Source organism: Bacteroidota bacterium (assembly GCA_016714535.1).
GTDB lineage: Bacteria > Bacteroidota > Bacteroidia > AKYH767-A > OLB10 > JADKFV01.
Window position 1 is genome coordinate 1 of sequence record JADKDR010000018.1, and the last position, 24,727, is coordinate 24,727.

At 38.0% G+C, this 24,727-nt stretch carries 28 protein-coding genes and 1 pseudogene; 14 read left to right on the forward strand and 15 right to left on the reverse strand.

The features are described 5' to 3' along the window. Positions 1-863 precede the first annotated feature (863 nt). A pseudogene (locus IPO27_18240) lies at positions 864-1,760 on the reverse strand (3-hydroxybutyryl-CoA dehydrogenase). A gap of 914 nt (positions 1,761-2,674) precedes the next feature. Here IPO27_18240 and IPO27_18245 point away from each other — a divergent pair. The 6 genes from IPO27_18245 to IPO27_18270 all read left to right on the forward strand — a co-directional run bounded on the left by IPO27_18245 (position 2,675) and on the right by IPO27_18270 (position 5,421). Further along, the gene (locus IPO27_18245) at positions 2,675-3,013 is read left to right on the forward strand and encodes a hypothetical protein (protein MBK8848367.1); all 339 of its coding nucleotides are present in this window, start codon (positions 2,675-2,677) and stop codon (positions 3,011-3,013) included. 41 nt (positions 3,014-3,054) lie between these two features. Next, positions 3,055-3,702: a hypothetical protein gene (locus IPO27_18250; GenBank protein MBK8848368.1), complete on the forward strand. Its 648-nt coding sequence runs from the start codon at positions 3,055-3,057 to the stop codon at positions 3,700-3,702. Next, positions 3,699-3,998 (forward strand): hypothetical protein, encoded by a 300-nt coding sequence (locus tag IPO27_18255; GenBank protein MBK8848369.1) that lies wholly within the window; start codon positions 3,699-3,701, stop codon positions 3,996-3,998. Before IPO27_18250 ends, IPO27_18255 begins: the two co-directional genes overlap by 4 nt. Then, a complete protein-coding gene (locus IPO27_18260; GenBank protein MBK8848370.1) occupies positions 3,955-4,497 on the forward strand; it encodes a SecD/SecF family protein translocase subunit in 543 nt (180 codons plus the stop codon). The genes IPO27_18255 and IPO27_18260 overlap by 44 nt, the downstream gene beginning before the upstream one ends. 245 nt (positions 4,498-4,742) lie before the next feature. Continuing rightward, complete coding sequence (locus IPO27_18265) at positions 4,743-4,913, forward strand: hypothetical protein (GenBank protein ID MBK8848371.1); 171 nt, start codon at positions 4,743-4,745, stop codon at positions 4,911-4,913. Between the two features lie 133 nt (positions 4,914-5,046). Beyond that, complete coding sequence (locus IPO27_18270) at positions 5,047-5,421, forward strand: hypothetical protein (protein MBK8848372.1); 375 nt, start codon at positions 5,047-5,049, stop codon at positions 5,419-5,421. A gap of 307 nt (positions 5,422-5,728) precedes the next feature. On the opposite strand, the gene IPO27_18275 is transcribed toward IPO27_18270, so the two are convergent. After that, complete coding sequence (locus tag IPO27_18275; GenBank protein ID MBK8848373.1) at positions 5,729-7,714, reverse strand: 1-deoxy-D-xylulose-5-phosphate synthase; 1,986 nt, start codon at positions 7,712-7,714, stop codon at positions 5,729-5,731. Positions 7,715-8,155: 441 nt separating this feature from the next. Between IPO27_18275 and IPO27_18280 the strand changes: the two genes are divergently transcribed. Further along, entirely contained in the window at positions 8,156-9,670 is a 1,515-nt protein-coding gene (locus tag IPO27_18280; GenBank protein MBK8848374.1) for a DUF4139 domain-containing protein, read from the forward strand. A gap of 217 nt (positions 9,671-9,887) precedes the next feature. On the opposite strand, the gene IPO27_18285 is transcribed toward IPO27_18280, so the two are convergent. Next, positions 9,888-11,162 carry a metallophosphoesterase gene (locus IPO27_18285; GenBank protein ID MBK8848375.1) on the reverse strand — a complete coding sequence of 425 codons (1,275 nt, stop codon included), beginning with the start codon at positions 11,160-11,162 and terminating at the stop codon, positions 9,888-9,890. A gap of 40 nt (positions 11,163-11,202) precedes the next feature. Further along, positions 11,203-11,847 carry a pyridoxamine 5'-phosphate oxidase gene (gene pdxH / locus IPO27_18290; protein ID MBK8848376.1) on the reverse strand — a complete coding sequence of 215 codons (645 nt, stop codon included), beginning with the start codon at positions 11,845-11,847 and terminating at the stop codon, positions 11,203-11,205. Between the two features lie 160 nt (positions 11,848-12,007). Here pdxH and IPO27_18295 point away from each other — a divergent pair, with 160 nt between their 5' ends. From IPO27_18295 to selD, 4 genes are all read left to right on the forward strand, one after another. Further along, complete coding sequence (locus IPO27_18295) at positions 12,008-13,531, forward strand: hypothetical protein (GenBank protein MBK8848377.1); 1,524 nt, start codon at positions 12,008-12,010, stop codon at positions 13,529-13,531. A 137-nt stretch (positions 13,532-13,668) separates the two neighbouring features. After that, positions 13,669-14,235 carry a YqgE/AlgH family protein gene (locus tag IPO27_18300; protein MBK8848378.1) on the forward strand — a complete coding sequence of 189 codons (567 nt, stop codon included), beginning with the start codon at positions 13,669-13,671 and terminating at the stop codon, positions 14,233-14,235. A 14-nt stretch (positions 14,236-14,249) separates the two neighbouring features. Then, positions 14,250-15,305 carry a tRNA 2-selenouridine(34) synthase MnmH gene (gene mnmH, locus IPO27_18305; protein ID MBK8848379.1) on the forward strand — a complete coding sequence of 352 codons (1,056 nt, stop codon included), beginning with the start codon at positions 14,250-14,252 and terminating at the stop codon, positions 15,303-15,305. Then, a complete protein-coding gene (gene selD / locus IPO27_18310; protein MBK8848380.1) occupies positions 15,283-16,308 on the forward strand; it encodes a selenide, water dikinase SelD in 1,026 nt (341 codons plus the stop codon). Before mnmH ends, selD begins: the two co-directional genes overlap by 23 nt. A gap of 58 nt (positions 16,309-16,366) precedes the next feature. Here the strand turns inward: selD and IPO27_18315 are convergent, their stop codons facing one another. The 3 genes from IPO27_18315 to IPO27_18325 all read right to left on the reverse strand — a co-directional run bounded on the left by IPO27_18315 (position 16,367) and on the right by IPO27_18325 (position 17,487). After that, complete coding sequence (locus tag IPO27_18315) at positions 16,367-16,588, reverse strand: DUF2795 domain-containing protein (GenBank protein MBK8848381.1); 222 nt, start codon at positions 16,586-16,588, stop codon at positions 16,367-16,369. Positions 16,589-16,765: 177 nt separating this feature from the next. Continuing rightward, complete coding sequence (locus IPO27_18320) at positions 16,766-17,296, reverse strand: cob(I)yrinic acid a,c-diamide adenosyltransferase (GenBank protein ID MBK8848382.1); 531 nt, start codon at positions 17,294-17,296, stop codon at positions 16,766-16,768. Continuing rightward, on the reverse strand, positions 17,293-17,487 hold the full coding sequence (locus tag IPO27_18325) for a hypothetical protein (GenBank protein MBK8848383.1): 195 nt from the start codon (positions 17,485-17,487) through the stop codon (positions 17,293-17,295). Before IPO27_18325 ends, IPO27_18320 begins: the two co-directional genes overlap by 4 nt. A gap of 110 nt (positions 17,488-17,597) precedes the next feature. Between IPO27_18325 and IPO27_18330 the strand changes: the two genes are divergently transcribed. Next, positions 17,598-18,053, forward strand: coding sequence for a hypothetical protein (locus IPO27_18330; GenBank protein MBK8848384.1), 456 nt, complete (start codon positions 17,598-17,600; stop codon positions 18,051-18,053). 115 nt (positions 18,054-18,168) lie between these two features. On the opposite strand, the gene IPO27_18335 is transcribed toward IPO27_18330, so the two are convergent. The 4 genes from IPO27_18335 to IPO27_18350 form a co-directional block, all read right to left on the reverse strand. Continuing rightward, positions 18,169-18,699, reverse strand: a complete 531-nt coding sequence (locus IPO27_18335) for a metal-dependent hydrolase (protein ID MBK8848385.1) — start codon at positions 18,697-18,699, stop codon at positions 18,169-18,171. Then, complete coding sequence (locus IPO27_18340) at positions 18,699-19,214, reverse strand: YkgJ family cysteine cluster protein (protein MBK8848386.1); 516 nt, start codon at positions 19,212-19,214, stop codon at positions 18,699-18,701. Before IPO27_18340 ends, IPO27_18335 begins: the two co-directional genes overlap by 1 nt. Positions 19,215-19,217: 3 nt before the next feature. Next, positions 19,218-19,583, reverse strand: coding sequence for a hypothetical protein (locus tag IPO27_18345; GenBank protein ID MBK8848387.1), 366 nt, complete (start codon positions 19,581-19,583; stop codon positions 19,218-19,220). Positions 19,584-19,828: 245 nt separating this feature from the next. Next, positions 19,829-20,095 (reverse strand): hypothetical protein, encoded by a 267-nt coding sequence (locus IPO27_18350; GenBank protein MBK8848388.1) that lies wholly within the window; start codon positions 20,093-20,095, stop codon positions 19,829-19,831. Between the two features lie 714 nt (positions 20,096-20,809). Here IPO27_18350 and IPO27_18355 point away from each other — a divergent pair. Next, positions 20,810-21,154: a single-stranded DNA-binding protein gene (locus IPO27_18355; protein MBK8848389.1), complete on the forward strand. Its 345-nt coding sequence runs from the start codon at positions 20,810-20,812 to the stop codon at positions 21,152-21,154. A 60-nt stretch (positions 21,155-21,214) separates the two neighbouring features. Here IPO27_18355 and IPO27_18360 read toward each other — a convergent pair whose 3' ends face one another. The 4 genes from IPO27_18360 to IPO27_18375 all read right to left on the reverse strand — a co-directional run bounded on the left by IPO27_18360 (position 21,215) and on the right by IPO27_18375 (position 23,169). After that, positions 21,215-21,427, reverse strand: coding sequence for a hypothetical protein (locus tag IPO27_18360; GenBank protein MBK8848390.1), 213 nt, complete (start codon positions 21,425-21,427; stop codon positions 21,215-21,217). Between the two features lie 119 nt (positions 21,428-21,546). Further along, positions 21,547-21,855 carry a hypothetical protein gene (locus IPO27_18365; protein MBK8848391.1) on the reverse strand — a complete coding sequence of 103 codons (309 nt, stop codon included), beginning with the start codon at positions 21,853-21,855 and terminating at the stop codon, positions 21,547-21,549. Positions 21,856-21,921: 66 nt separating this feature from the next. Further along, complete coding sequence (locus IPO27_18370; protein MBK8848392.1) at positions 21,922-22,296, reverse strand: cytochrome C oxidase subunit IV family protein; 375 nt, start codon at positions 22,294-22,296, stop codon at positions 21,922-21,924. A 21-nt stretch (positions 22,297-22,317) separates the two neighbouring features. Next, entirely contained in the window at positions 22,318-23,169 is an 852-nt protein-coding gene (locus IPO27_18375) for a cytochrome c oxidase subunit 3 (protein ID MBK8848393.1), read from the reverse strand. A gap of 260 nt (positions 23,170-23,429) precedes the next feature. Between IPO27_18375 and IPO27_18380 the strand changes: the two genes are divergently transcribed. Then, entirely contained in the window at positions 23,430-24,725 is a 1,296-nt protein-coding gene (locus IPO27_18380; GenBank protein MBK8848394.1) for a UDP-N-acetylmuramoyl-tripeptide--D-alanyl-D-alanine ligase, read from the forward strand. The last annotated feature ends 2 nt before the right edge of the window (positions 24,726-24,727 follow it).

Consider the following 24,727-nt stretch of genomic DNA (forward strand, 5'->3'; position numbering starts at 1 on the left):
ATTGACCCTTTGTACACCATTCCATTTATGGTATTACTTATCATCTGCTTGTTTTAAACGAAGAAAGCGCTGTCCGTAGAAAAATTGCAATTGCTTCATTTATTGTAAATTACAGTATATATGGTAATGGTTAAAGGCTATAAAAGGCTACATATACACTGCCATGTCTGCCTCGAATTTACAGAATAACACATATGGCCTATACTACCCTTGGGACAACACCTTCCATCTTTAATGGGATGCTTTGAAGCAGGCATTGCTTATACCGCGATTCGATGCATGTTGGCGAATATTCAGTATGGGATAAGGACAGAATGTGGAATTTGTTTCGTTCCCAACCATTCAACATTTAAAAGAAAAATTCACTTGCCCCGAGCTTTCAACCTTAATGTGGTTTTCTCCAAGGCCAGTATATCTTCGAACATGTGAATGATACAACAGCACGTTTTATATTTGGTAAAATGGGACCGTTTTGATTATGATAAGCAACCACTCGATGCATTCCGTTTTACTTTACACTTATAAAACATGGCGACAATAAAGTAGATGTAATTTCATGAAGCCTTCCGAAGGTGAAATTAATTTCAAAGAAGCCTTTGCAAGATATGGCGAAGAATGTTTTACTATTGATTACTGTTTTACGCACATCTGTAATTATATACTCATCCCTCTTCGGAACGATATTACATTAAATGAGACGATAAAATCATTTAAGGTAAATGCTTTTACTCAAACAATTTATCTTCTTAAAAATTGATGAATCGAATGACAACGAATATATTTTAATCATGGAGTGTGTGCTTATTTTGAAAAATGAATGTCAATTAATATTTACAGACAGCCAACAATCACAACACTATCACTTACAACCGTCTCCTGAAAGCATCGGCCACCACAAGGTCCTTGCTGCCTTCTTTATATTGATAAAACCCGTGGCCAGGATTTTTCCTAAATGCCCTACTCGGCCATATTTACAAAAGCGGACAAGGAGCATATTTCGCAGTTTTCAAACCCATCATATAATACATGAGATATTTAATACTACATCTAAGCCGATAAAATCAGCCAACTGCAATGGACCCATTGGATGGTTCTCCCAAACTTCATTACCGTATCTATATCGCGAACATTAGACACACGCTCTTACAAGGCAAATATGGCTTCGTTTATCATCGGTATCAAAAACACGATTGCTAATAAAAACCCGGATAATCGTTTACTTCGGTTGGTGTTTTACCAATTCGCACCGATAACTCATTTATCGCACCTGCCACGCGCTGTCGAAGTTAAATAACCACGGAGTTACTTCAACCAATTTCATTACCGGAACCAGATTCATAAAGTGCATTCCATTACTTTATCGCCACGCTTAGTAGCTGCACCAATCATCGAAAATACTTATTGATGAAGTGTTGATGCTAATATATACCTCCAGGTTTGCAATGTTTATCAAGATCTTCAAATACCTTTATCTTAATATATCAACCCTTTTCGAAAACCTTCAATCGCAAGGTCTGCGTTGATTACGCCCTTCGATAAATCTGTATGTGTGTTAATATTATTTAATGCCATGGCCTTCACTTCTTCAGTTAGAGTTGCTGTAGCGGTCATCCTGTCAAGATTGGCTGTTATAGTAGCTATGGCCTTATCAAGGGCGTTTTTGATTAATATCTATAAGCGTGCTTTATAGTCTTACTGGGCAAATACCTGGCTATTCAGTTACCCATCGTTCCCAGACCAATTACTGCAATGTGTCTCACTTAATATTTCTAAAATCTTTTCCTCAAAAAAATTGAAGGCGCAAATGAAATAAATTAATCCAATTGCAATTGAGATTATTAATGTTGTCAAGTTCGGACGTATTTCTTTTTATCCGCTGGTTAAACCATAAAATTGACAAAATTCTACTTTTTCCATGCTACTGTAGTTTAGAAACTGCGATATTCAAAGGTGCTAATAACAGTTCCGTCCGCTTTTGATTACAATCTTTTTATTGTGTTCGAAAATGAAAAAAGGATTTCCATTACAATCGGGGTTAGTGATATACATTTGCTGCTTCGGGTAGATAGTCGTTCCAAAAACTAATTTTTGTCCAAATGGAGTTGTCCGAAATTCTGCCAAGCATTAATCATTAAATATAATTCAAGTAGCTATCTACAGATGACGTTTTATATTTATTTCAAAAAACGCCTTGTATAAATCAAAATCAGTTCAAGTGCAGTTGGAATAGTCGTTTCTCCTTTCGTGAATATTTTTTGCTCTTCCATTTTTCTGGTTGAATATTGCAGCAACATAAAAGTTCAAGAATGGAACCATTACATAACGAAGCTAATGTAAATTGAATCTGAATTCTCAAATCCACATCAGCAGCCTTATTGTTTCAACACAATAAAAACAATGAGACTCTACTCCAAAATCTAATCGGCAAGTCAAACACACTTTCCCAAAAAAGAAAGACTTCTAAATCAACTATTTCCACCCAAAACCGTGCATAAAGGCCCCAAACTAAAAACTTTGCCATTTTGCTGTATCTAAAATCAAAATTCTATATTTGCGCGCTTAAAAAATTTAAGAAACTATTTAATCAATTAAAAGTAATGCAAATAAAGGCGCAATAAGATACTGGCAATCAGAGTTATTGTTTTTTTTGCTTTTTTCGACAAGCTACACCTGGATGACCAAAAAGGTGGAATCCGATGCCCGTGGCTATGCGGCAGGTGATGCGGATAAGGAAGCCCGCTACCTCGACTCTATGAAAAACCAAAAGGTATTCCCTCCCTTGCTTAATGTGTACACCTATCGCGAGTGCAAGGAGCGTGAGCTTAACCTTGGGCTAGATCTTAAAGGAGGTATGAATGTAACGCTTGAGTTAAATTCAGCCGATGTAATTCGTGGGTTATCCAACTACAACACGGATAAGGATTTTAATTTAGCCCTTGAAAATGCATTAAAACAACAAACCAACTCGCAAACTGATTTGGTAACCTTGTTCGGTCAGGAATTTACAAAATAAACCCAAACAATAAACTTGCAGCCATATTTAGCACCGCTGACTTGCAAAGTAAAGTAAACTACAAAAGCACCAATGACGAAGTACTTGCAGTGATACGTGGTGAGGTTGATGATGCGGTAAAGCGCTCCTATAATATTATCCGCACACGTATTGATAAATTTAGAGTAACCCAGCCCAATGTGCAACAAGCAGCAAATGGACGTATTTTGGTTGAATTGCCCGGTGTAAAAGATAAAGAGCGTGTTCGTAAGTTATTGCAAGGAACTGCACAACTCGAGTTTTGGCCTACGTATCAATTTGGTGACATTGTTTCGCAAATTATTGAAGTTAACAAGACTCTTAAAACCTTGAACGATCGCGATTCGCTTGCTAAAGCGGGAAGCAATCCGATAACCCAGCCAGATAGTGCTGCATCGGCCAGCATTGCTGCAACTCAAGTTGAAACCAAGGACTCAGCTGCTAATGCATTATTAAATGAAATAAATAAACCTGTGGCTACCGACAGCGCCAAGAATGATACCTCTACAGCAGATAAAGGAACCATGACTCCAGAGCAATTCAAGAAGGAGTATCCATTGTTTAGTGTGTTGACGCCTTCCGATTTTCAAGTGAAAACAAAGAAGATCAAGATGCAGTCTACAAAAATTCACGCGTTGGTTTTGCCAGTATTCGTGATACGGCCGAAGTGAATGCCATATTTTCAAGGCCCGAAATAAAGACTTTGTTAAAAGGTGACTTAAAGTTTTTATGGAGTGCAAAATCTCCTTTTCCAAATGATGAAACAATACGCGAATTAGTAGCCATAAAAGTTGCCAGCCGTGATGGTAGAGCACCGTTAGATGGAGGCGCAGTTTCCAGTGCACGTGGCGATCGCAGTGTATTGACCAATAAGCCAGAAATAACCATGCAAATGAATCCTGAGGGTGCACAAAATGAAGCGCATGACCTCGGAAAATATTGGCAAGCAAGTCGCAATTGTGCTTGATGAGCAAGTATATTCTTATCCTACCGTGCAGGGAGAAATTCCCAATGGAAATTCACAAATAACCGGTGATTTTACCGACATGGAAGCTGCTGATATGGCTAATATATTACAAGCTGGAAAATTGCCTGCACCTTGCCGCATTATTGAGGAGGCTGTTGTTGGGCCATCTTTAGGCGAAAAAGCAATTAGCTCCGGACTATGGTCATTTGTTATAGCCCTTATATTGGTATTGCTGTTCATGGTATTTTATTATAGCAATGCTGGCTGGGTTGCCGATCTGGCATTGTTTGTCAATATCCTGTTTTTATTTGGAGTAATGACATCTATCGATGCAGTACTTACCTTACCAGGTATTGCCGGAATTGTGCTTACCCTGGGTATGGCTGTTGATGCCAACGTTCTTATATATGAACGAATACGCGAAGAATTGATTGACGGCAAGGGGGTTAGGTTAGCCATCAACGATGGTTTTCAAAAATGCCATGTCCGCTATTATTGATAGTAACGTAACTACAATTCTCACAGCTATTGTACTCGCAATTTTGGTACCGGACCTATGCAAGGTTTTGCAACCACGCTTATCATAGGTATTATCTCCTTATTCACATCAATATTTATTTCTCGATTAATATTTGAATGGATGTTGAGCAAGAATAAAGTAATTAGGTTTTCAAGGAAGTGGACCGAAAACTGGTTGAGCAATGTGAACATTGATTTCGTAAGCAAACGCAAATTTACTATTTAGTGTCAGGTGCATTTATACTTGCTGGTTTGATTTCAATTTTTACAGTTGGATTTAATAAGGGAGTTGACTTTAGTGGAGGCCGTGCCTATCGTGTTGAATTTAAAGAAGAACGTAATGCTGAAGAAATAAGATCATCCTTAACAACAGCCTTTGGAAAACTCCCGAAGTAAAGACACTCGAAAATGCAAAGACACTTAAAATCACCACAGCCTATTTAATTGATAGTAAAGAAGCTGAAGCCGATAATCAGGTTGAACAAAAGCATTATTTATTCTTGGAGTGTTTTCTTTATTCCGAAAGATTATGCCTTTCTCTATGGATATTGAGCAGGCATTTATCGCATCTATTCTTACCGTTATGGGATATTCTATTAACGATACGGTGGTTGTATTCGACCGTATTCGTGAATATCTTGGCATTCATAAGAAGGGCGAAATATCATTGGTAATAAACAAAGCTTTGAACGCAACGTTACGAAGAACAATTAATACTTCTCTTACAATTTTCTTCGTATTGGCAGCTATATTTTTATTTGGTGGCGAAACAATACGCGCATTTTCGTTCTCATTATTATTGGGAATTATTGTGGGAACGTATTCATCTATCTGCATAGCTACACCAATTGTAATTGATTTAGAAGGCAAGAAGGAGTTAGAGCCTATTCCGGTTAGAAAGTAATCTGGTTTCTTACGATATAATTGATGAGCCCTGAAATTTATTTCGGGGCTTTTTTGTTTATTCTCATTTTTTTTGAAAACTTCTAATCGCCTTTTATTTCGCTGTTCTTGAAAGAAAATAATCCGTAAAATTCTTTAGTGGGTCATGCTCAAATATCAATTAGATGTGAGAGCAAAAACAAGTTCTTCTTAGGTTTGATTATGTGTTTTATGGTTATAGCAATTTTGAAACACGAGCACTTGCATATTATTCGTTATTAATCACAACATATTAATTCTAATTTTGCCACAATGAAGTTTACTCTCAGTCATATTATTTCTCGATAGCCTTGAGGAGGCGAATTGCTTGTGGTTATATTTTTGCCTTGCTCTTTTTGGAAGTGATAAACTACCAGTTTTTGACGTACTGTTTTGATTATTGCTTTTGCATCAAAACCACATTCATTATATAGCTCGCTTTGCTCACCATGTTCAACAAAGCTATCGGGAATACCAAGGCGGGTAATATTGGTAGCGTAATTATTATCAATCATAAACTCGGCAACAGCACTGCCAAAACCACCCTGAATACATCCATCTTCAATAGTTATAACTTCCTTGAAGTTACTAAAAACTTCGTGCAACAAAACACTATCGAGAGGCTTAACAAAGCGCATGTCGTAATGTGCGGGGTAGATATTTTCTTTAGCAAGCAAGTCGCAAGCTTCCACTACAAAATTACCGGGATGCCCTATGCTTAATATTGCAACTTGTTCGCCACCACGTAATTTACGTCCTGTACCTACTTTAATTGCTTCGAACGGGGTACGCCAATCTACCATCACACCATTGCCACGCGGATATCGGATAACAAAAGCCCCCATATTATCATGCTGAGCAGTGTACATTAGATTGCGTAGTTCCTGCTCGTTCATTGGAGCACTCACTATCATGTTTGGAATGCAACGCATGTAAGCCAGGTCGAACGAACCGTGATGAGTAGGCCCATCGGCACCAGCAAGGCCGCCACGGTCAAGGCAAAATACCACATTCAGTTTTTGTAATGCCACATCATGCACCACCTGATCATAAGCACGTTGCATAAACGATGAATAAATATTACAAAATGGAATGAGCCCCTGTGTGGCCATGCCTGCACTAAAAGTAACTGCATGTTGCTCAGCTATACCCACATCGAAAGCACGATCTGGTATTGCTTTCATCATAATATTAAGTGATGATCCCGAAGGCATGGCAGGCGTAACTCCTACAATCTTACTATTACGTTCAGCCAATTCAACTATGGTGTGTCCAAAAACATCTTGATATTTAGGTGGCTTTGGCTTATTAACTACAGGCTTAAAAATTTCTCCGGTAATCTTATCAAACAATCCGGGTGCGTGCCATTTTGTTTGATCTTGTTCGGCAAGGGAATAGCCCTTACCTTTTACGGTAACACAATGTAAAATTTTAGGCCCGGGAATTTTTTTCAAATCGTTCATCACCTTCACCAGGTGATTTACATCATGTCCATCTATAGGACCAAAGTAGCGGAAGCGCAACGATTCGAACAAGTTACTTTGCTTAAGCAAAGAACTCTTTATGGCATTTTCAACTTTGGCAACTATGGATTGCGCATTTGGTCCGAATTTTGAAATTTTACCCAAAAGCCTCCATACCTCATCTTTAACTTTGTTATAGGTTTCAGAAGTCGTAACATCGGTAAGGTATTCTTTTAATGCACCCACATTAGGATCAATGCTCATACAATTATCGTTGAGTACTACCAGCAAGTTGGAGTTTTCTACTCCGGCATGATTAAGTCCTTCAAAAGCAAGACCTGCGGTCATTGCTCCATCACCAATGATGGCCACATGCTGCCTTTTTTTATCTCCTTTTAAACGCGAAGCAACGGCCATACCCAAAGCCGCACTTATGGATGTGGATGAGTGCCCTACACCAAAAGTATCAAACTCACTTTCGCTGCGTTTTGGAAAACCACTGATGCCTTCATACAGCCTGTTGGTGTGAAATTGATCGCGTCTGCCGGTAAGTATTTTATGGCCATAAGCCTGATGCCCTACATCCCAAACCAACTGGTCGCTGGGAGTATTAAACACATAGTGCAAGGCAACGGTTAGTTCCACTACACCAAGGCTGGCGCCAAAATGGCCTCCATTAACCGATACAATGTCGATGATAAAATTGCGTAACTCTTGTGCAACCTGTTCCAATTGATGTACTTTTAGTTTGCGCAACTCTTCGGGACATTGAATAGTGCTTAGCAACGCTCTGGGTACTACTTGTTGAGCCATGGTTTTTTTCGTTTTCTTATTCTAAATTTATGGCGAAGCCACAAAGTTAATTTAATAAATAAATACTGTGATTTTTTTTAATTGAACGTGTTTCCTGTTACCAACAATATAGGTTAACAGTTTATTATGCATTTTTGTTTGTAGCCATTTTCAGGATTTTTATTTTTGATTGATGGCTTTTTAAACATGTGTTACCTGCTCCTGTTTAAATGCATTTATTTTGCAATCATAATTTATTCCGCTACTTTGCGTTAACTTCTCTTTTAAACAAAATTCTATATGAGTAATAAAAATTTTCTTCTGATTTTAATTTGTAAATTTTTTGTTTTGTCAGTATGTCGCAAAGTGAAATAAAAGGTAAGCACAACGAAGTGTTATCCGTAAAAATTTACTCGAGCGGAGCATTAGGTTAGGAAGTTTAATGCCACAGTACAGCCGGGCATCAATCGCATTGTGGTGCAGGACCTTGCTTACGAGATAGGGCAAGAGAGCATTAGCCTTACCTTTCCGCCAGAAGTAAATTTGATGAATGTACTTTTTCAAAAAAACTTTTTGAGTGGTGAAAAGAATACTGCCGCAGTAAAGTTACTTCAAGATAGTGTAAAGCAATTGCAGGAGCAATTAGAGTTAGTTCAGCTTGAACAAAACATGAATGATGAGGAGCTAAATGTGCTAGTGGCAAATCGAAAGATTGGTGGAGAATCAGGTGTGGAGGCAGATCAGCTTGACAATGTGATGGACGTTTACACCGAACGTTTTCGCTTGGCACGCAAAAAATCTTTTGACTATAGCAAGCAAGTTGACAAGTTAAATCAAAAGATTATGAAACTAAATATGCAGATATCGGAGTTGGGACAAGGAAATAAAAAGCCTGAAGGTAATATTGTAATTACGCTTGAGTCTAAAGCAAAAGTTAATGGACAGTTTGAGCTTTCATACATTGCATCTGGTGTAAGTTGGTATCCGGTATATGATATAAAAACACAAAGCGATAAGGAACAATTAAGCTTGAAGTTTAAGGCCATTATCAATCAGTATACAGGCGAAAACTGGAGCAATGTCAAACTTACGCTTGCCAGTGGAAGCCCTTTTACAAGTGGCGAGGTGCCTGTACTAAGCAAGTGGATTTTGAATCAAGCAAACTGGAATTACCGCTCGCGTTTAGCAGGAAGAAAAGATGGCGATTATAAAAGCAATGAAGCCGCAGGGTATTATGCACCACAAACAACGTATGATGGCAATGCTCAAGGCAATCAAATTTTGTATAAAGACAAAGAAGATGAAAAATCGAAACAACGGCAGCTGTTTACCAATGCAGATGCTACGTACACATGGACCACCGTATCAAGCCTTGCAGCAAGCGATTATGTAATTGCCACTCCGGTAACCATTGCCAACGAATCAGCTGAGTTTATGCTGGATGTAGAAACATTTACCCTCGATACAAAATTTGAATATCGTTGCGTTCCAAAGTTGGATAATAATATTTTCCTTGTGGCAAATATTCTCAATTTCGAATCGCTTGATTTGCTGCCTGGTAAAGCCAATGTATATTTAAACAACAGTTTTCTGAGCACAACGTATGTTAATCCAAAAACACAGGAAGACACACTCGTCATTGGTTTAGGTATTGACAAGCGGTTTGTGGTAAAACGTACCAAGTTGAAAGAATTCAGCAGTAAGAAGTTTTTAAATAAAAATATTGAACGCGAAACCTCCATTGAAATCAGTGTAAAGTCGATGGTCAATACTCCTGTTACGGTTACTATATACGACCAATATCCAATTAGCAGCACCAGCGATATTGTTGTCAATCTTATTAAGTCAGATGCAGTGGTTAATCCTGAAAACAACGAACTAAAATGGGTTTTAAAAATTAATCCGAACGAAACCATAAAGAAAGACTTTACCTATATGGTTAAATACCCAAAGGGGATGACAATTTCATGCGAGTAGGATTTGTCTTTGTAATTTACATGTTTGACATGTAGAAAAAAATGCAAGGGTTGTTAACAGGGTGTATATACCTACGCAAAAAGATTTTCTGGTGTTTCAGATTGTATTTTTATTTTATAAGAGAAAATCAATAGCATACTGACAACATTATAAAATGCATTTGCATTTTATTCAAATTAGAATATGCTTGTTTACATTAAAAAGAATATGCTGCAGATTAGGAGGTTGCTACAAGTTCAAATACTGTAATCTCAGGCATAATGCCTACACGGCCCGGATAACCAATAAATCCAAGCCCCCGGTTAACATACAAGTGTTGGTTTTCTTTCGAGTATAAGCCGGCCCATTGCCTGTAAACATATTGCACGGGACTCCATTTTATTCCTGGTATTTCAATGCCAAACTGCATTCCATGCGTGTGGCCCGAAAGTGTAAGATGAATGAATGGGTATTTATCCAGCACTTCGCCATGCCAATGCGAAGGGTCGTGAGACATAAGTAAGTTGAAAGATTGCGGCTCAAAATTATTTGTTGCTTTAATCAAATCGCCATGCCTTGGAAATCGCTTATGCGAGCTCCAGTTTTGTACACCTAACAATCCGATTTTAGAGTCTCCTTTTTCGATGTATTGATGTTCATCCATCATTAGCTTCCACCCAATATCTGCATGCGACTGAATAAGGTTATCAAAGTTTTGTTGCTTATCCTCAGCACTTGGCCATTGATGATAATCACCATAATCGTGGTTGCCAAGTATGGAGAATACTCCATGAGGTGCAGTAATTTTTTTAAAAGTTTCGATAAAAGGAAGTACTTCGGATGCCATTTCATTAACTAAATCTCCGGTAAATAGCACCAGGTCAGGCTTTTGATTTAATATCATTTCAACCGCCCTGTCTACCTTATGTTCAAATGTAAAACTGCCGCTATGTATATCCGAAATTTGCACAATCTTAAAACCATTAAACTCTTTTGGAATGCCTGCATGTTTAATCTTAACCCTATGAATGGTATAATTGTAAGCACCTTTAACCATACCTGCCACCATACTAATAAAGGGAATAGCTGCTATTACCAATCCGGTTTTTACAATAAAATCATGTCTGCTAATATACCCAGATGTATTATAGTCATTCGATAGTGAATCGTTGCCTTTTAATTTTGTATAAACAAATTGAAATACACGTGAAATATCATCAATAAGAAGAAAGGCGATAAAGAAGACTTTCGAAAAATAAAAGATAAGTATAAAAGCAAACGCATACGTGCGGAATACTTTATTCCAACTATGATAGTCGGAAATGGTAACACCTGCAATTAAAATAGTGCAGCATACAGCATTGAGCAACCAAAAAGCAATTTGAATATTTCGTTGTGTTGTTGGTGTAAAGTTGCGTGATATAGTTTTTACACCCTGAAAAACATATAAATCAATTAACCCCAGTAAAAGGATAAGAATTAAGGTACGAACAATCATTTCAATAGGAGTCACAATCTAGATTTTAATTACAGTTAATTTTCTTAAATAAGTCTTAAGGGCATAATCGGTTTTTGCGCCACGAGTTATTGACAAGTTTATAAGCAATTCGATCGTGCAGGCGGCCGAGGCGACCCTGCCAGAATTCAATATAATCAGGTTGCAAGACATAGCCACCCCAGTGTGGAGGGCATGGTATTGTTTGATTCTCGTATTTTTTTTCGATTGCAGCAAATTGTTCGTCAAGCGCAGCACGTGAAGAAATTTCTTCGCTTTGCGAAGAAGCCCATGCTCCAACTTGACTCTCGCGTGGGCGCGATGCAAAATACTCTTCGGAGATAGAAGCAGAAAGTTTGTTAACCTTTCCCTCCAGACGAATTTGCTGTTGCACCTTTGGCCAGAAAAAGTTTAGTGATGCAATTGGATTTACTTCCAATGCTTTTGCTTTTGCCGATTGATAATTTGTATAAAAAGAAAAACCTTCGGGTCCATAACTGCGCAACAATACAATGCGTGATGACACTTGCGTGCCTGTTGCCGTTGACAAAGTCATTGCATGCGGCTCATCTGCATCCAGCATCATGGCATGATTTATCCAGCTATCAAACAACTGAAATGGATTGTCAGGTGCGCCATCATCTGTAAGCTCATACATATCATAGGGTTTGCGATGCTCAATTTTTTTGTTTCCTTCCTCCATGTTTTTTTGGGATTTTAAAATTAATTTTTGCAACTTGCTGCTTCTTAGTAACAGAATCCTTTTAACATTTAATCAGAAAATTATCCTGAAAACTTATCCAGACAGAACCGCAAAGATTAGAATAGTTTTTAGTATTCTGATGATTCTATGCTTTAAATTTTTGGTTGGACAAAAACACCGAAATGCAGGATATTTTAATAAACAAAGTATTCAGGTTTTTGTTTCGGAGGGAGTAGCTAATCCTGTAATTAAAGGCACGGACAATGAACTCATTAAAACCCCTATTATTAATTTTAATCAGGTAGCAATTGAGTATCGCCATACAATTTCGCATGGTATGAGTGTTGTTGCCGGAGTAGCTGGTGGTTTTTACAACCTGAATTTCGAAATGGATGCAAAAAGGTTTAGAGTGAATGATACCCTGATTTATCAACCAACCGCTTTGCGATTTAAAAAGGACCTATACTATTATGGCTTACATGCAGGAATATATTCTATGAGATACATTGGCAAACGAGGCCGTTTCAATTTTGGCAGCGATATTGTTTTTCAATATCACAATCGCAATTACCCGCAAGAGCAAAATGTTTTTTCATTTCCTGATCAGGTGTACAATATCTCTGCTAATTATCTTCGTCTTAATTCCGGTTATGGACACCGGAGTGCAGCATTAATGTTACGGCCCGGCTTTACGTTTGATTTTATTCTTCGATCGAAAAACTATGTTAGTATTGGTTTATATGCTGGCATTAATTTGCTTCAAAAAACACAGATAGGCGCTTACGAATATTTGCATACCAGCAACATTAATCAGCGCTATGGCAAATTATTTTTTAATTATAATTACCTGGCCATTCGGCTTGGATATGCTATTGCATTAGATTCTTACAGCATGCGGGGAAATTACCTCCGTAACTTGCGCAGTACTGATAAATATCAAAAGCTTAAGTGGCGAAACGATAAACAATTACTATCTGACAGGCAAGTACTTACACTAAACGCATATGCCCTCAGTTTGTCGGCAATACGCATAGCTAAGCCTGAGTTAGTAGTTGCTTCCGATTCTCTAAGTTTATTCCGTAAGCGAAGCGTTGGAGTAATTGCCGCTGGCGAGCATGTAATAAACACCAAAGCCCCTTTTGATGTTGTGATTGGTTTACAATTTCAATTTAACAATAATCGCAGTTACCTGTTCTATCACGATTCATCTGCCAATGCTGATGAGCAGTTTCATATCAGGAATTCAAATTTCAGGCTTAACCAAGTTGCTTTTGTCTCCGGACTTGAGTTTAAATGGGCCATTGCACGCAGGTTAAATCCGCTCATTCGTTTTGGTGCCGTAATTCCACTCATACAAAATCCGGATTTAGAAACAGTTTCGCTAAGATTAATAGATGAGAAAAATAGCGCTATGATAAAGGCAGGCAATCAGGTATCGGGAAGTTTTGCAATTGCACCTTTCCTTAGTGCCGGTGTTTTCAGAATTTTTCCAAACAAGGACATGATAACTTTTCGTGCCGAGTATTTGTATCAGATAAACGCACAGCAAAGCATTGATGTGCTATACAAATCAGGAAGTAAAACCGAGGTTACCAATATGATTTGGAAAAAATCCTATGTTGCTGTAGTTGTAGCTTACTACTTTAATAAAAGTAATATGTTCAGGTTATACTCGGTTGATTAATCGAAACAACCGGCTGTGTTGTACCTGTGCAATTGGCTTAATAATTATAGCATGAAGTCGAAATTATGTGTAGTTGATATTATATTACTTCAAAAATATCCATCACTCGAAACATTACTTTTATATTTGTGGCTGCAATGGCTATACAATCAGACATACAAATTAAGCAAGGCGATCTTTTGCTATCAGAGCCTTTTATGCGCGATACTCATTTTAAGCGCACCGTTATTCTTATTTGCGAACACAACGAATTGGGAAGTGCAGGACTAATATTAAACCAATCAGCCGGCATGACGATAGCCGATGCAATCGATACATTTCCCCAGGTTGAGAGCGATTTATTTTTTGGAGGCCCTGTAGAAACAGAGTTGCTGTTTTATGTGCACACATTAGGCGAAAAAATTCCGGGAAGCAAACATATTATCGACAATATTTATTGGGGTGGCGATTTTGAGCAGATGAAATTTTTGCTCGATACCAAACAAGTTGGAAAAAACGATATTCGTTTTTTTGCCGGATACAGCGGGTGGGGCCCTGGTCAGTTAAAAGCAGAACATGATACCAATAGCTGGATAGTTACTCCGGCAACGCATTCATTTGTTTTTGAATCCAATTACAAACACTTATGGAAAAGTGTATTGCGAAGCATGGGCAAGTCGTTTGGTAACATTGCAAATTATCCCGAAGACCCCATGCTTAATTAAAGAAACTACACAACGTGCAAATTCTTTCAGTTGAAAAATTTATTGAGCTACTAGCTCAAGGTTATACGTGCATCGATACCCGTAGCCCGGGCGAATATATGCAAGCACACTTGCCTGAAGCAGCAAGCATACCGTTATTAAACAATGAAGAGCGCGCCATAGTAGGTACTGTATTTAAACAGCAAGGCCGCACCGATGCTATCATTAAAGGGTTTGAAATAGCAGGAGCAAATTTTGCGGGACATATTACAAGCGCAAGACAATTATCTCCGGACAATAAAGTATTGGTGTATTGCTGGCGTGGAGGTTTAAGAAGCAATATCATGGCATGGCTGTTAAACCTGGCAGGCATGGAGGTTTTCGTGCTTAAAGGAGGATACAAGGCATTTAGAAATTACGTGCTTGCGCAGATGTGTAAATCATGGCCTTTACTTATAATAGGAGGCAAAACAGGAGTTGGCAAGACCGAAATATTACATCAATTATTAAGTAAAAATCAGGCATGCATAGACCTCGAAGAACTTGCATCGCATAAAGGCTCAGCCTTTGGGCACTTGGGTCAGAAGCCACAACCTAGCAGCGAGCATTTCGAAAACATGCTCGCAGTCGAATTAGAAAAGGTAAAAGGTGCGCCACATATTTTCGTTGAAAATGAAAGTAACAAAATTGGTGCAGTGCAAATTCCGGCCATGTTTTTTAAGCAGATGCGCGAAGCGATGGTGATTCAAATTGAGCGCGATTTTGAAGAACGAAAAAAACGTATTTTACAAGAGTATGGACATTTTGATAAAGCCTTACTTGCGCAATGCACTCATAAGGTTGCAAAAAGATTAGGAGGCTTGCGCCTTCAGCAAGCTATTGAAGCACTTGAATACGATAACATGAACCTATGGGTTATGATATTAATGGAGTATTATGATAAAACATATACACATAGCAACAATGAACGTAATAAGGAACATGCAGTTTATATTAATGCAGATAACTTTACCGAAGAAATGTTGCCTCAAGAAATAATTAGAATTACTAACGAGTTAAATTTGAAATATGATAAAGCTAACACAATATAGTCATGGAGCAGGATGCGGATGCAAAATTGCACCTACTGTACTTAGCGCCATTTTAAAGAATCACGAAGCAACACCTGATGATAAGCGATTGCTGGTGGGCAACAGCAGCCGCGATGATGCAGCAGCCTATGATCTAGGAAATGGTACCGCACTTATAAGCACCACCGATTTTTTTATGCCCATTGTAGATAGCCCATTTGAATTTGGGCGCATTGCAGCTACTAACGCAATCAGCGATGTGTATGCCATGGGTGCAAAACCAATATTAGCTATTGCCATTTTAGGATGGCCCATAGATAAACTTGATGCCACCGTTGCAAATGAAGTAATAGCCGGTGGCCGCAAAGCCTGTGCTGATGCCGGTATTGTGCTTGCAGGAGGACATAGCATTGATTGCCCCGAACCGGTATTTGGCCTTGCTGTGAATGGCATTGTAGATATCAGTAATTTAAAACGTAACGACACCGCCAAAGAAGGAGATGTAATTTTTCTTACAAAAAAAATTGGAGTAGGGGTTTTGAGTACTGCCAATAAAAAAGGCATAATTGCTGCCGGTCATTTACAAGTTGCAATTGACAGTATGACCACCTTAAACAATATTGGAGAAGCACTTGGACATTGCAAGGCAGTAAATGCGTTGACTGATGTAACAGGATTTGGATTGTTAGGTCACTTAATTGAAATGGCCGAAGGCAGCAACCTTAAAGCTGTAATTAATTATAGTACGATACCGGTGCTCGATTATGTATCATTATATTTAGAAAATGGATGCATACCCGGAGGTACTGTTCGCAATTTTAAAAGTTATGGGCACAAGGTTCAGATGCCCGATGAAGAAATGAAAAACCTACTATGCGACCCACAAACAAGCGGAGGCTTATTAGTTGCAGTTGCAAAATCTAATATGAATGAATTTATCGCAGTTATGGGCAATCATTTTTTTGTTGAAATAGGTAAGATGGAAAAAAGAGAGGATGATTACCCGGTAGTTGTGATTGAATAAAAAAACAAAACCCGCAATTTGCGGGTTTATACTTTTTCTGTTACTAAAAAATCAAATTTTAATACTCGTCTTCGTTAAAGAAGAAGTCATCCTTGGTTGGGTAATCAGGCCAGATTTCTTCGATGTTTTCATACGATTCTCCTTCGTCTTCAAGTTCCTGCAAATTTTCAATTACTTCCATTGGAGCACCTGAGCGAATAGCAAAATCTATTAATTCGTCTTTGGTAGCAGGCCAGGGGGCGTCTTCTAAATGCGATGCTAATTCTAATGTCCAATACATGCTTTTCTGTTTTAAATAAATACCGTTCTACTTATAAATTTATTGCCAGGGGCAAAAAATATTTTGCGATCATGACAATGCAATAATCAAGCCTTGCCCTGATTTTTTATGGCGCGCAAAAATATAGAAATATAAATAGGTTGTATAGGGGGTTGGTAAATATTTAAATTCTTGGTTTCAGGGGATTTCGGGGCAATTAGCTAACAAGGCCGTGTATCTTGACAGCACAAACAGGTAATCGCTCAGCCTATTTACAAATTGAACGATGAGGTTGTCTATGGGAGCAATTTCGTCAATGGCAGTAATACAACGCTCGGCCCTGCGGCAAATGCAACGCGCTACATGCACATGCGCAACAGCAACATTTCCTCCCGGAAGCACAAATGAGCGCATTTCGGGGAGTTGTTCATTCATAGTATCTATGGCTTTTTCAAGCATCGCAATGTCTTCAATGGCTAATGCAGGTAAGGTCATTCTTGATTTTTCAGGATCGGCAGCTAATAAAGCACCAATGGTAAATAAGTGTTCCTGCACCTGATGCAGAATCACTTGAGCATCGTTGTCAACAAAATTTTTGCATAATCCAATATAAGAGTTCAACTCATCGGTGGTGCCATACGCTTCTATGCGCAGGTGATGTTTGGGTACCCGTGTTCCACCTATCAATGATGTCTGCCCTTTATCTCCGGTTTTAGTATAAATTTTCATTTCAAAAAAATTATGTTGGCAAGTATAGAAAGAATAATGAAGGTACCGCCTTTTATTGCAATCTCTTCATATGAGGTCAACAAGTTTATTTGCATTAAAGTTTGTACTTTGTCAAGAGCCTGTTTAAAATTTATCTGATTTGTTTTCTTAAGGCGAATATTCCGATTATCTTCGTTATGTTTTTGACTCATAGTTGGTTGCTAAGGCCTGCAAACATGCCTTGCTAATCAAAATATTCGCTCTTGATTATTTCAAAATATAAATCTTACACAGGCTCTAAGTTTGAAAAATAAATAGGATGATGAAAAAACTAAGCATCTATGCAATTTTTAATTTTATGTTGATGGTGTTTGCACAGGCGCAAACTATCACAAGATACGATAGCACCCTTGCAAAGCAAGTGGGTGCCGATGACTATGGAATGAAACAATATGTTTTGGCCATTCTAAAACGTGGTCCCAATCGTGAGCAGGACAGCATACGTAGGGCAGAAATGCAACAATTACATATGGCCAATATAAATCGTATGGCGCAAGAAGGAAGCCTATTACTTGCCGGACCTTTCCTTGAAGATGGTGACCTGCGTGGTATTTACATCTTTAATGTGACTACGGTAGAAGAAGCAAAAGCCTTAACCCAAACCGACCCACTAATTAAGAGTGGTGGATTGGTAATGGAATTGCATCCCTGGTATGGAAGCGCAGCATTAATGTTGCTCAATAAGCAACATCAACAAGTGGCGAAAACTAAATTTTAGTTTTTTATAAATTCAGAAACTACCTTTCAATATAAATACAAAAATAGTAGCTTAATAATTTTATTGCGATAATGCCAGAATGTTTTTTTACGATGAATCGAAAGAAATGACAAGACTATAACTTACTTTTCATTTTATTGAAAACATACTTTATGCTTAACAGGCTTAGGCAAGGAACAACGAGATACAAAAATTCAGATTTAAGAACCGTAAATCCGTAGTGAGAAAAAAATCGCACACCAATAGGTGAGACACGTAAAGGAGTAAATGGAAAGAAATATCGCTCGCCCCAAAAGGGTATTGCAAAACCAACACCCAGCCCACCATCGGTACATGCATCAATAAGTCCATGCGAAAGTGTTGCTGCAAAAATTACAACACCACTAACCAACAAATGTTTTTGTGATTTGCATACTACCAAAAAGTAAAACAGACCAATCAATAAAGCAAACAATACCGAATGTGAAAAACCTCTATGACCCCAATATGATTCGTAAGCAATACCATAACTAAATGTGATCACATCTGCATCGGGAAGCATGGCACACACGGCAGCAATGAGTGGTAACTTAGTAGACTTTTGTGGTTGGTTAGTAAGCTTTGCAATGGTATAGCCTACTACTGCATGCGAAAAAATGGTGGCCATTAGTACTTGAAGTGATAGGATTGTTTTAAACGCTCAACCACATTGTATACTATTGGACATATTCCATAATTATCTAGCACGCTAAATAACCGGTATACAAAATCTTTTTTATTCAGATGTGGATACTCAGCACAAGAAGCAGGCCGGTCCTGGTAAATCATACATTTGTTATTATCAAGGCATGGACAAGGATTCGTTTTTATGAATTCATAATTTTCAACAGGATCAATATCCAGGTGTTTAGTCTCCAAGGTTTCCACACTGCAATTTAAATAGGCAGCAATGGCAGGTTTGTTATGTTCTTCAATAGCAGGATTAAGTTGTTTGCAGCAATTTCCACATGTGGTACAATCAATGGCATTGCTAACCTCAGCATACAATGCAAATACCTTTTGATCTATTTTTGTGGATGATGATTGTGCTTTAAGAAACTGCCGAAATGATAAATTTTCGCGTTCACGTTTTTTAGCATTTCGTTCTATTAACTCAAGATTGGTTTCAGGCTTTTGTGACATTTCTTAATTGGTTTCTTTTTCCCAGTGGGCAATAAAATAGAAATCGCCTTCAATGGGCAGATAGGCGAAGTCGTAGCACAGATGGTAGGTGCTGCCTTTAGCTGTTGTGTGTTGATGTGTAAAGTACTTAAAATTAAAGCCCTTGTCTGTAAGTTTTGCTTTGCTTATTTTGCCCTTACCTTCTATAAGGGGAATAGTTTGTAGGATACGATAATTTTTCTTTAGCGTGTTGTTTATGCTTCTTATTAATGGAGAGGTCTCGCTGTTCTTGCGGTTGTTATAATTACTGCGACACTGATCGTCACAAAATTTTTTATCAGTTCGTCCGGCAAGCGGTTCGCCACATGAGAGGCAGGTTTTTTGTGCCATAAAATAAATTTAAAAACAAATATATAACGAAGTTGCGATTAGTGAAATTTATTGGACAGGGTTTATTTAATAATTCGTTTAGAGGCTTTAGAGGGGCCATTCATTTTATCGATTAGACAATTAGCAGGATTGTTAATAATATAAACACGAATTCTGTTCAATTCGCTGCCAACTCTGATTATTCTATCGTGAAATCACGTTTGCCATTCAAATTGAATATTATTTTGATTGGCATATCTTTTTAGCTATGATTTAAATCCTCTTATTACAGAACCTAAATTTTGAGATTGGGTGCCCAATTTATTTGGTTGCCAATCTGTTTTTTCAGGGTTATTAAAAACCAATATCCCATGAATATGATTGGGCATTATTACAAATTCATCCAATTCAACAAATGGAAAATGGTTAGGAATTTCTTTCCAAAAATGAATGGCGGTTTTACCAATTTCGGTTGCATATAGAGACGGATTATTATCCGTCTCTACGGAATTAATTTCACCGAAATAATGCAATCAATTTTTGGTACAAATGGTAACATATTACATTCCATTCGCGCCATAATCATACCCCTGTAATCTGGCAGATGGTATTCTATATTTATTTTGAAATTTATCCATGGCTGTTTTCTATTCTCCGAATATGTTTTTTTTGTACGTAGTGTCTCTTTCACAATTACTGATTTCCTTTCATCAACAATCGGTCTCTTATTCAATTGAAAAAATGTCATTGACAATTTCTGTAAGAATTGCAGATACCAAAGATATAACCTGTAAACTATATGAAAAATACAATCAATTAGGAATGAACTTTTGGTCTTGTAAATATCTCTTTCAGAAGCGTATTAAATGACATTTCATTTCTTTTATCTTGTTCCTTACCGTATGAATTGAACGGAAATAGTTGTCTTGAGAAAAAAATTTCCTTTTTTTTAATTTGTGGGAATAGTCACAACAACTGCCAACGTTAGTGCCTAGAATGCTTGTTTAATAAGCGTTTGGGTTTTAAAGCACATCCGTTTATATCCGTATAAAATCGCTTACTATCGTCTATATACGTAAGCATCCATTTACACTCCGGCTTAGGGGATGAGGTTGCGACATCTTTGCATCGTCAATTTTGAGAAACCAAAATAAGACACGATTGCTAAAGAAAAATAAATGTAGTCGCACACAAAAAGTAAATTTTAATTCAAATAATAAAAGTCAAACAATTTAAATTTTAAAAAAATGAACAGTTTAAGAAACAGTGTTAGGTTAATTGGAAATTTGGGTCAGGCACCTGAAATCAAATCATTCGACAGCAATAAGAAATGCGCCCGCTTTTCGATTGCAGTAAACGAGAGCTACATGGATGCCAATGGTAAATGGGAAAAGCAAACACACTGGCACCCAATTACATTATGGGGCAAGCAAGCTGAAGTAGCTGAGAAGTATTTGACCAAAGGAAGCGAAGTTGCCGTAGAGGGTAGCTTGGTAAACCGAAATTACACAACCAAGGATGGCGAGAAAAAGTACATTACCGAAATAAAGGTAAATGACATCATGCTTCTTGGTAAAAAGGCAGAGAGTTAATCACGAGAAGAGTTAAACTTTTTAGCTAAGCCACGCACCTTCGGGTGTCGTGGCTTTTTTTTATTTAATTTTCTGTTCCTGAAAATATTCATACCTCAGAACTTTGATTTCTTCTTTGGCACGTTTTACTTCGTACAAGTCTGTGGCGTCCATATTTCCACGAAGGTGCCAATGCTTATCGATAAGTATAATCATTGGATTGGTGGTATAAAGGCTATCGCTCGATTTATAAACCACAGGGCTAAAATAATTCTCTTTCGATATTTTTTGCATTTCATCGGGAGGCAATAGTGCAAACTTCCATTGATGCTTTTTGGGATAGTAATACCTTACCAAGGCATGAAGCGAATCCTGGCTAATTTGTGATGTATTAAAAAAGTGAGTTAGGAAAACTACTTCGAGTCTTTTTTATTTTCATAAGCAATATCCTGCATGGCTCGCATATCATCTTTAGCTTGGGCCACAGCCAGGTCAACAAAGTTTGCAACCAGGGTTTTGTTGTAAGCAAAGCTGCTTAGTGAAATTGAATCCCCATCCTCCACACTAAAAAAAGTATAATTAGCTAAAGTAAAACGAATGGTGTCTTTATCATTTCCACTGACTACTTGGTAGGAACCAAGGAAAGGCAAAGTCTTGTAATTATTTTTTCCGGTAATTATCCATAAATAAAATAATGCTGGTCCTATCAATACAACCAGCATTATTATTATCAAGAAGATTTTTCGGGGAGTACTTTGGGGCTTACCCATTCAAAATTGATTACAGGCTTATTTGAAAAAACTATCCATGTTATACATGTATATCATTTCGGTTAGCGCAATAAAAATCAAGTAAATGATTAGGACAAACGGCAGCAATATGGTATAGCGAAGTGCTTTTTTTTCATCGCCAAGGTGCATAAATACGAGCACTATGTAACCTGCCTTTACAATAGTAAGTATCACGAAGGTCCATATAAGAAGGGTCTTACCAAGTCCCCATGAATGAGCTTGGAAACCAATGATAACTTCGGCTACGGTTATAGCAAGTAGAATCCAAAATACTTTCCACAGGCGTGCCTTGTTTTTGGGATCGTGATGTTCCTCAACAAACTGATTGTGAATGTCGCCAGTATAATATCCGTGATGTTGTCCGTCTGACATATAAAATAAAATTAATAACGATTAAACAAGATAGAAGAAGGTAAATACAAAAACCCAAACCAGGTCTACAAAGTGCCAATACAAACCGGCCTTTTCAACTTGTTCGTAATGGCCACGTTTTTTATAGATACCGTCAATTACATTAATGTAGATGATAAGGTTAATAATAACCCCGCTGAATACGTGAAATCCATGAAAACCGGTAATAAAGAAAAAGAAGTTAGCAAAAAGGGGAGTTGGACCATATTCATTTTCGATAAGGTTGGCTCCTTTAATGTTCTTAGTGGAGGAGGCTATCAGTTTCTGCGCTTCAGTGCCTTCAATTTTTAGGGTTTTATACATTAGTCCAAGTGCATCGGGTTCGGTTAACGATTCGCGAATAAATAAAACTCCAGGCTCATAATCATCGGTTCGGGCAAAACGTCCGTCTGCTAATATATAGGCGCCTTTTTCGCTACCTACTATAAAGTGATACCACTCCCATGCCTGCGAGCCTACGAACATTGCTCCGCCTATAATAGTAGCAAACATCCAAATTTTTACTGCATTGTTGTCACGTTTATGTCCCGCATCTACTGCCAATACCATGGTTACCGAGCTCATAATGAGGATAAAAGTCATTAACCCTACATATGCCAACTGAATATGACCATGTACAAAAGGAAAATGGGTAAACACCTCGCTGGCTGCTGGCCAAATTTCGGTGTGGCGATGGCGCAAGGCACCATACGCAATAATTAAGGTTGAAAAAGTAAATGCATCGGAAACAAGGAAAAACCACATATATATCTTTCCCCAACTTACATTAAACGGAGATACTCCACCGCGCCAAGGTGACTTGGAGGTGTGTTCTGCTGTGATCGCTTCTGCCATAACGGAATTTAAATTGTTTATCTTTTTGTGAATCAAAATGCAAGAGGTAGACCTTGCTTTTCGGGCAACGAAAATACAAAAATCTTTACTCTCACAAGTTTTTTTGAAATTTTTAAAAAGAAGTAATTAACCTGAATGCATGTTGAAAAATTTTAAACTATAGTATATAAATGGCGATATGCTTATAAGTGAATAAAATGCATGTTTGCTGAGCCAATAATAACAGGCATATTAAGGCCAAATACCATCGAATAAATCAAATGATGTTAGAAAAAATTTACCATGCGTTCCTTCAATGCAATGGATTGATAGGCACAGACACCCGCACCATTGCCAAAGGCTGTATGTTTTTTGCCTTAAAGGGCGCCAATTTTAACGGGAATCAATTTGCAAATCAAGCATTGGGCGCAGGGGCAAAATTTGTAGTCATTGATGAACCGGTGCTTATGGGTGACCATGTTTTTTTGGTAGATGATGTGCTGACTACCCTGCAGCAACTGGCCAGACATCATCGCAGACAGCTAAAAACGCGCATTATTGCCATTACCGGCAGTAATGGCAAAACTACCACCAAGGAATTGTTGCATAACGTGCTTGGTTCTACCTATAATACTCTTGCTACACGAGGAAACCTTAATAATCACATTGGTGTGCCGCTTACGCTATTACAATTAACTCCGGTGCATGACATGGCCATTGTAGAAATGGGGGCAAATCATCAGGGCGAAATTGCTTCCTATTGTGACATTGCCGAGCCCGATTTTGGGTTAATAAATAATGTGGGCAAGGCTCATCTGGAAGGTTTTGGAGGTTTTGAAGGCGTAATTAAAGGTAAAACAGAATTATATCGTTTTCTACAGTTACATAATCGAGTGATTTTTTGTAATGCGGCAAACCCGCATCTTGCGCCCATACTTGCCAGTTATACAAACACGGTGTGGTACAACAGTTGGCAAAGCATTAGCGGGCAATGCAGGCAACCTGGCCTATACCTGCAAGTAGAATGGCAGGCTGCAAATACTCCAGGCATTAATTATATAGACACCCGCCTTACCGGTGCTTACAACTTTGAAAACATTATGGCAGCCATTGCAATTGGAAAATATTTTTCGATACCTGCCGAAAAGATTAATGCAGCCATTGCTTCTTATGTGCCTGATAATGCCCGAAGTCAAGTAATTGAGAGGGGCAGTAACAAAATTATTATGGATGCTTATAATGCTAACCCAACAAGCATGCGCCACGCTATCGAGAATTTCAATCAGAAGTTTGACAATAATAAAATAGTTGCGTTAGGCGATATGTACGAACTTGGTCAGGATGAAGATGCTGAGCATCTTGCTATCATTAGTTTATTGGGGGAATGTAATTTGGAAGAAGTTATTTTGGTAGGATCGCGTTTTGCAAAGCATAGAGATAAAATTTCAGCACAGTTTTTTGACAATTCGAAACAAGCACGTGATTATTTGCAGCAAAAAAAATACAGCCATTCTCATTTTCTGATAAAGGGATCGCGCAGTAGTAAAATGGAACTGGTACTCGAAGGTATACTATAACA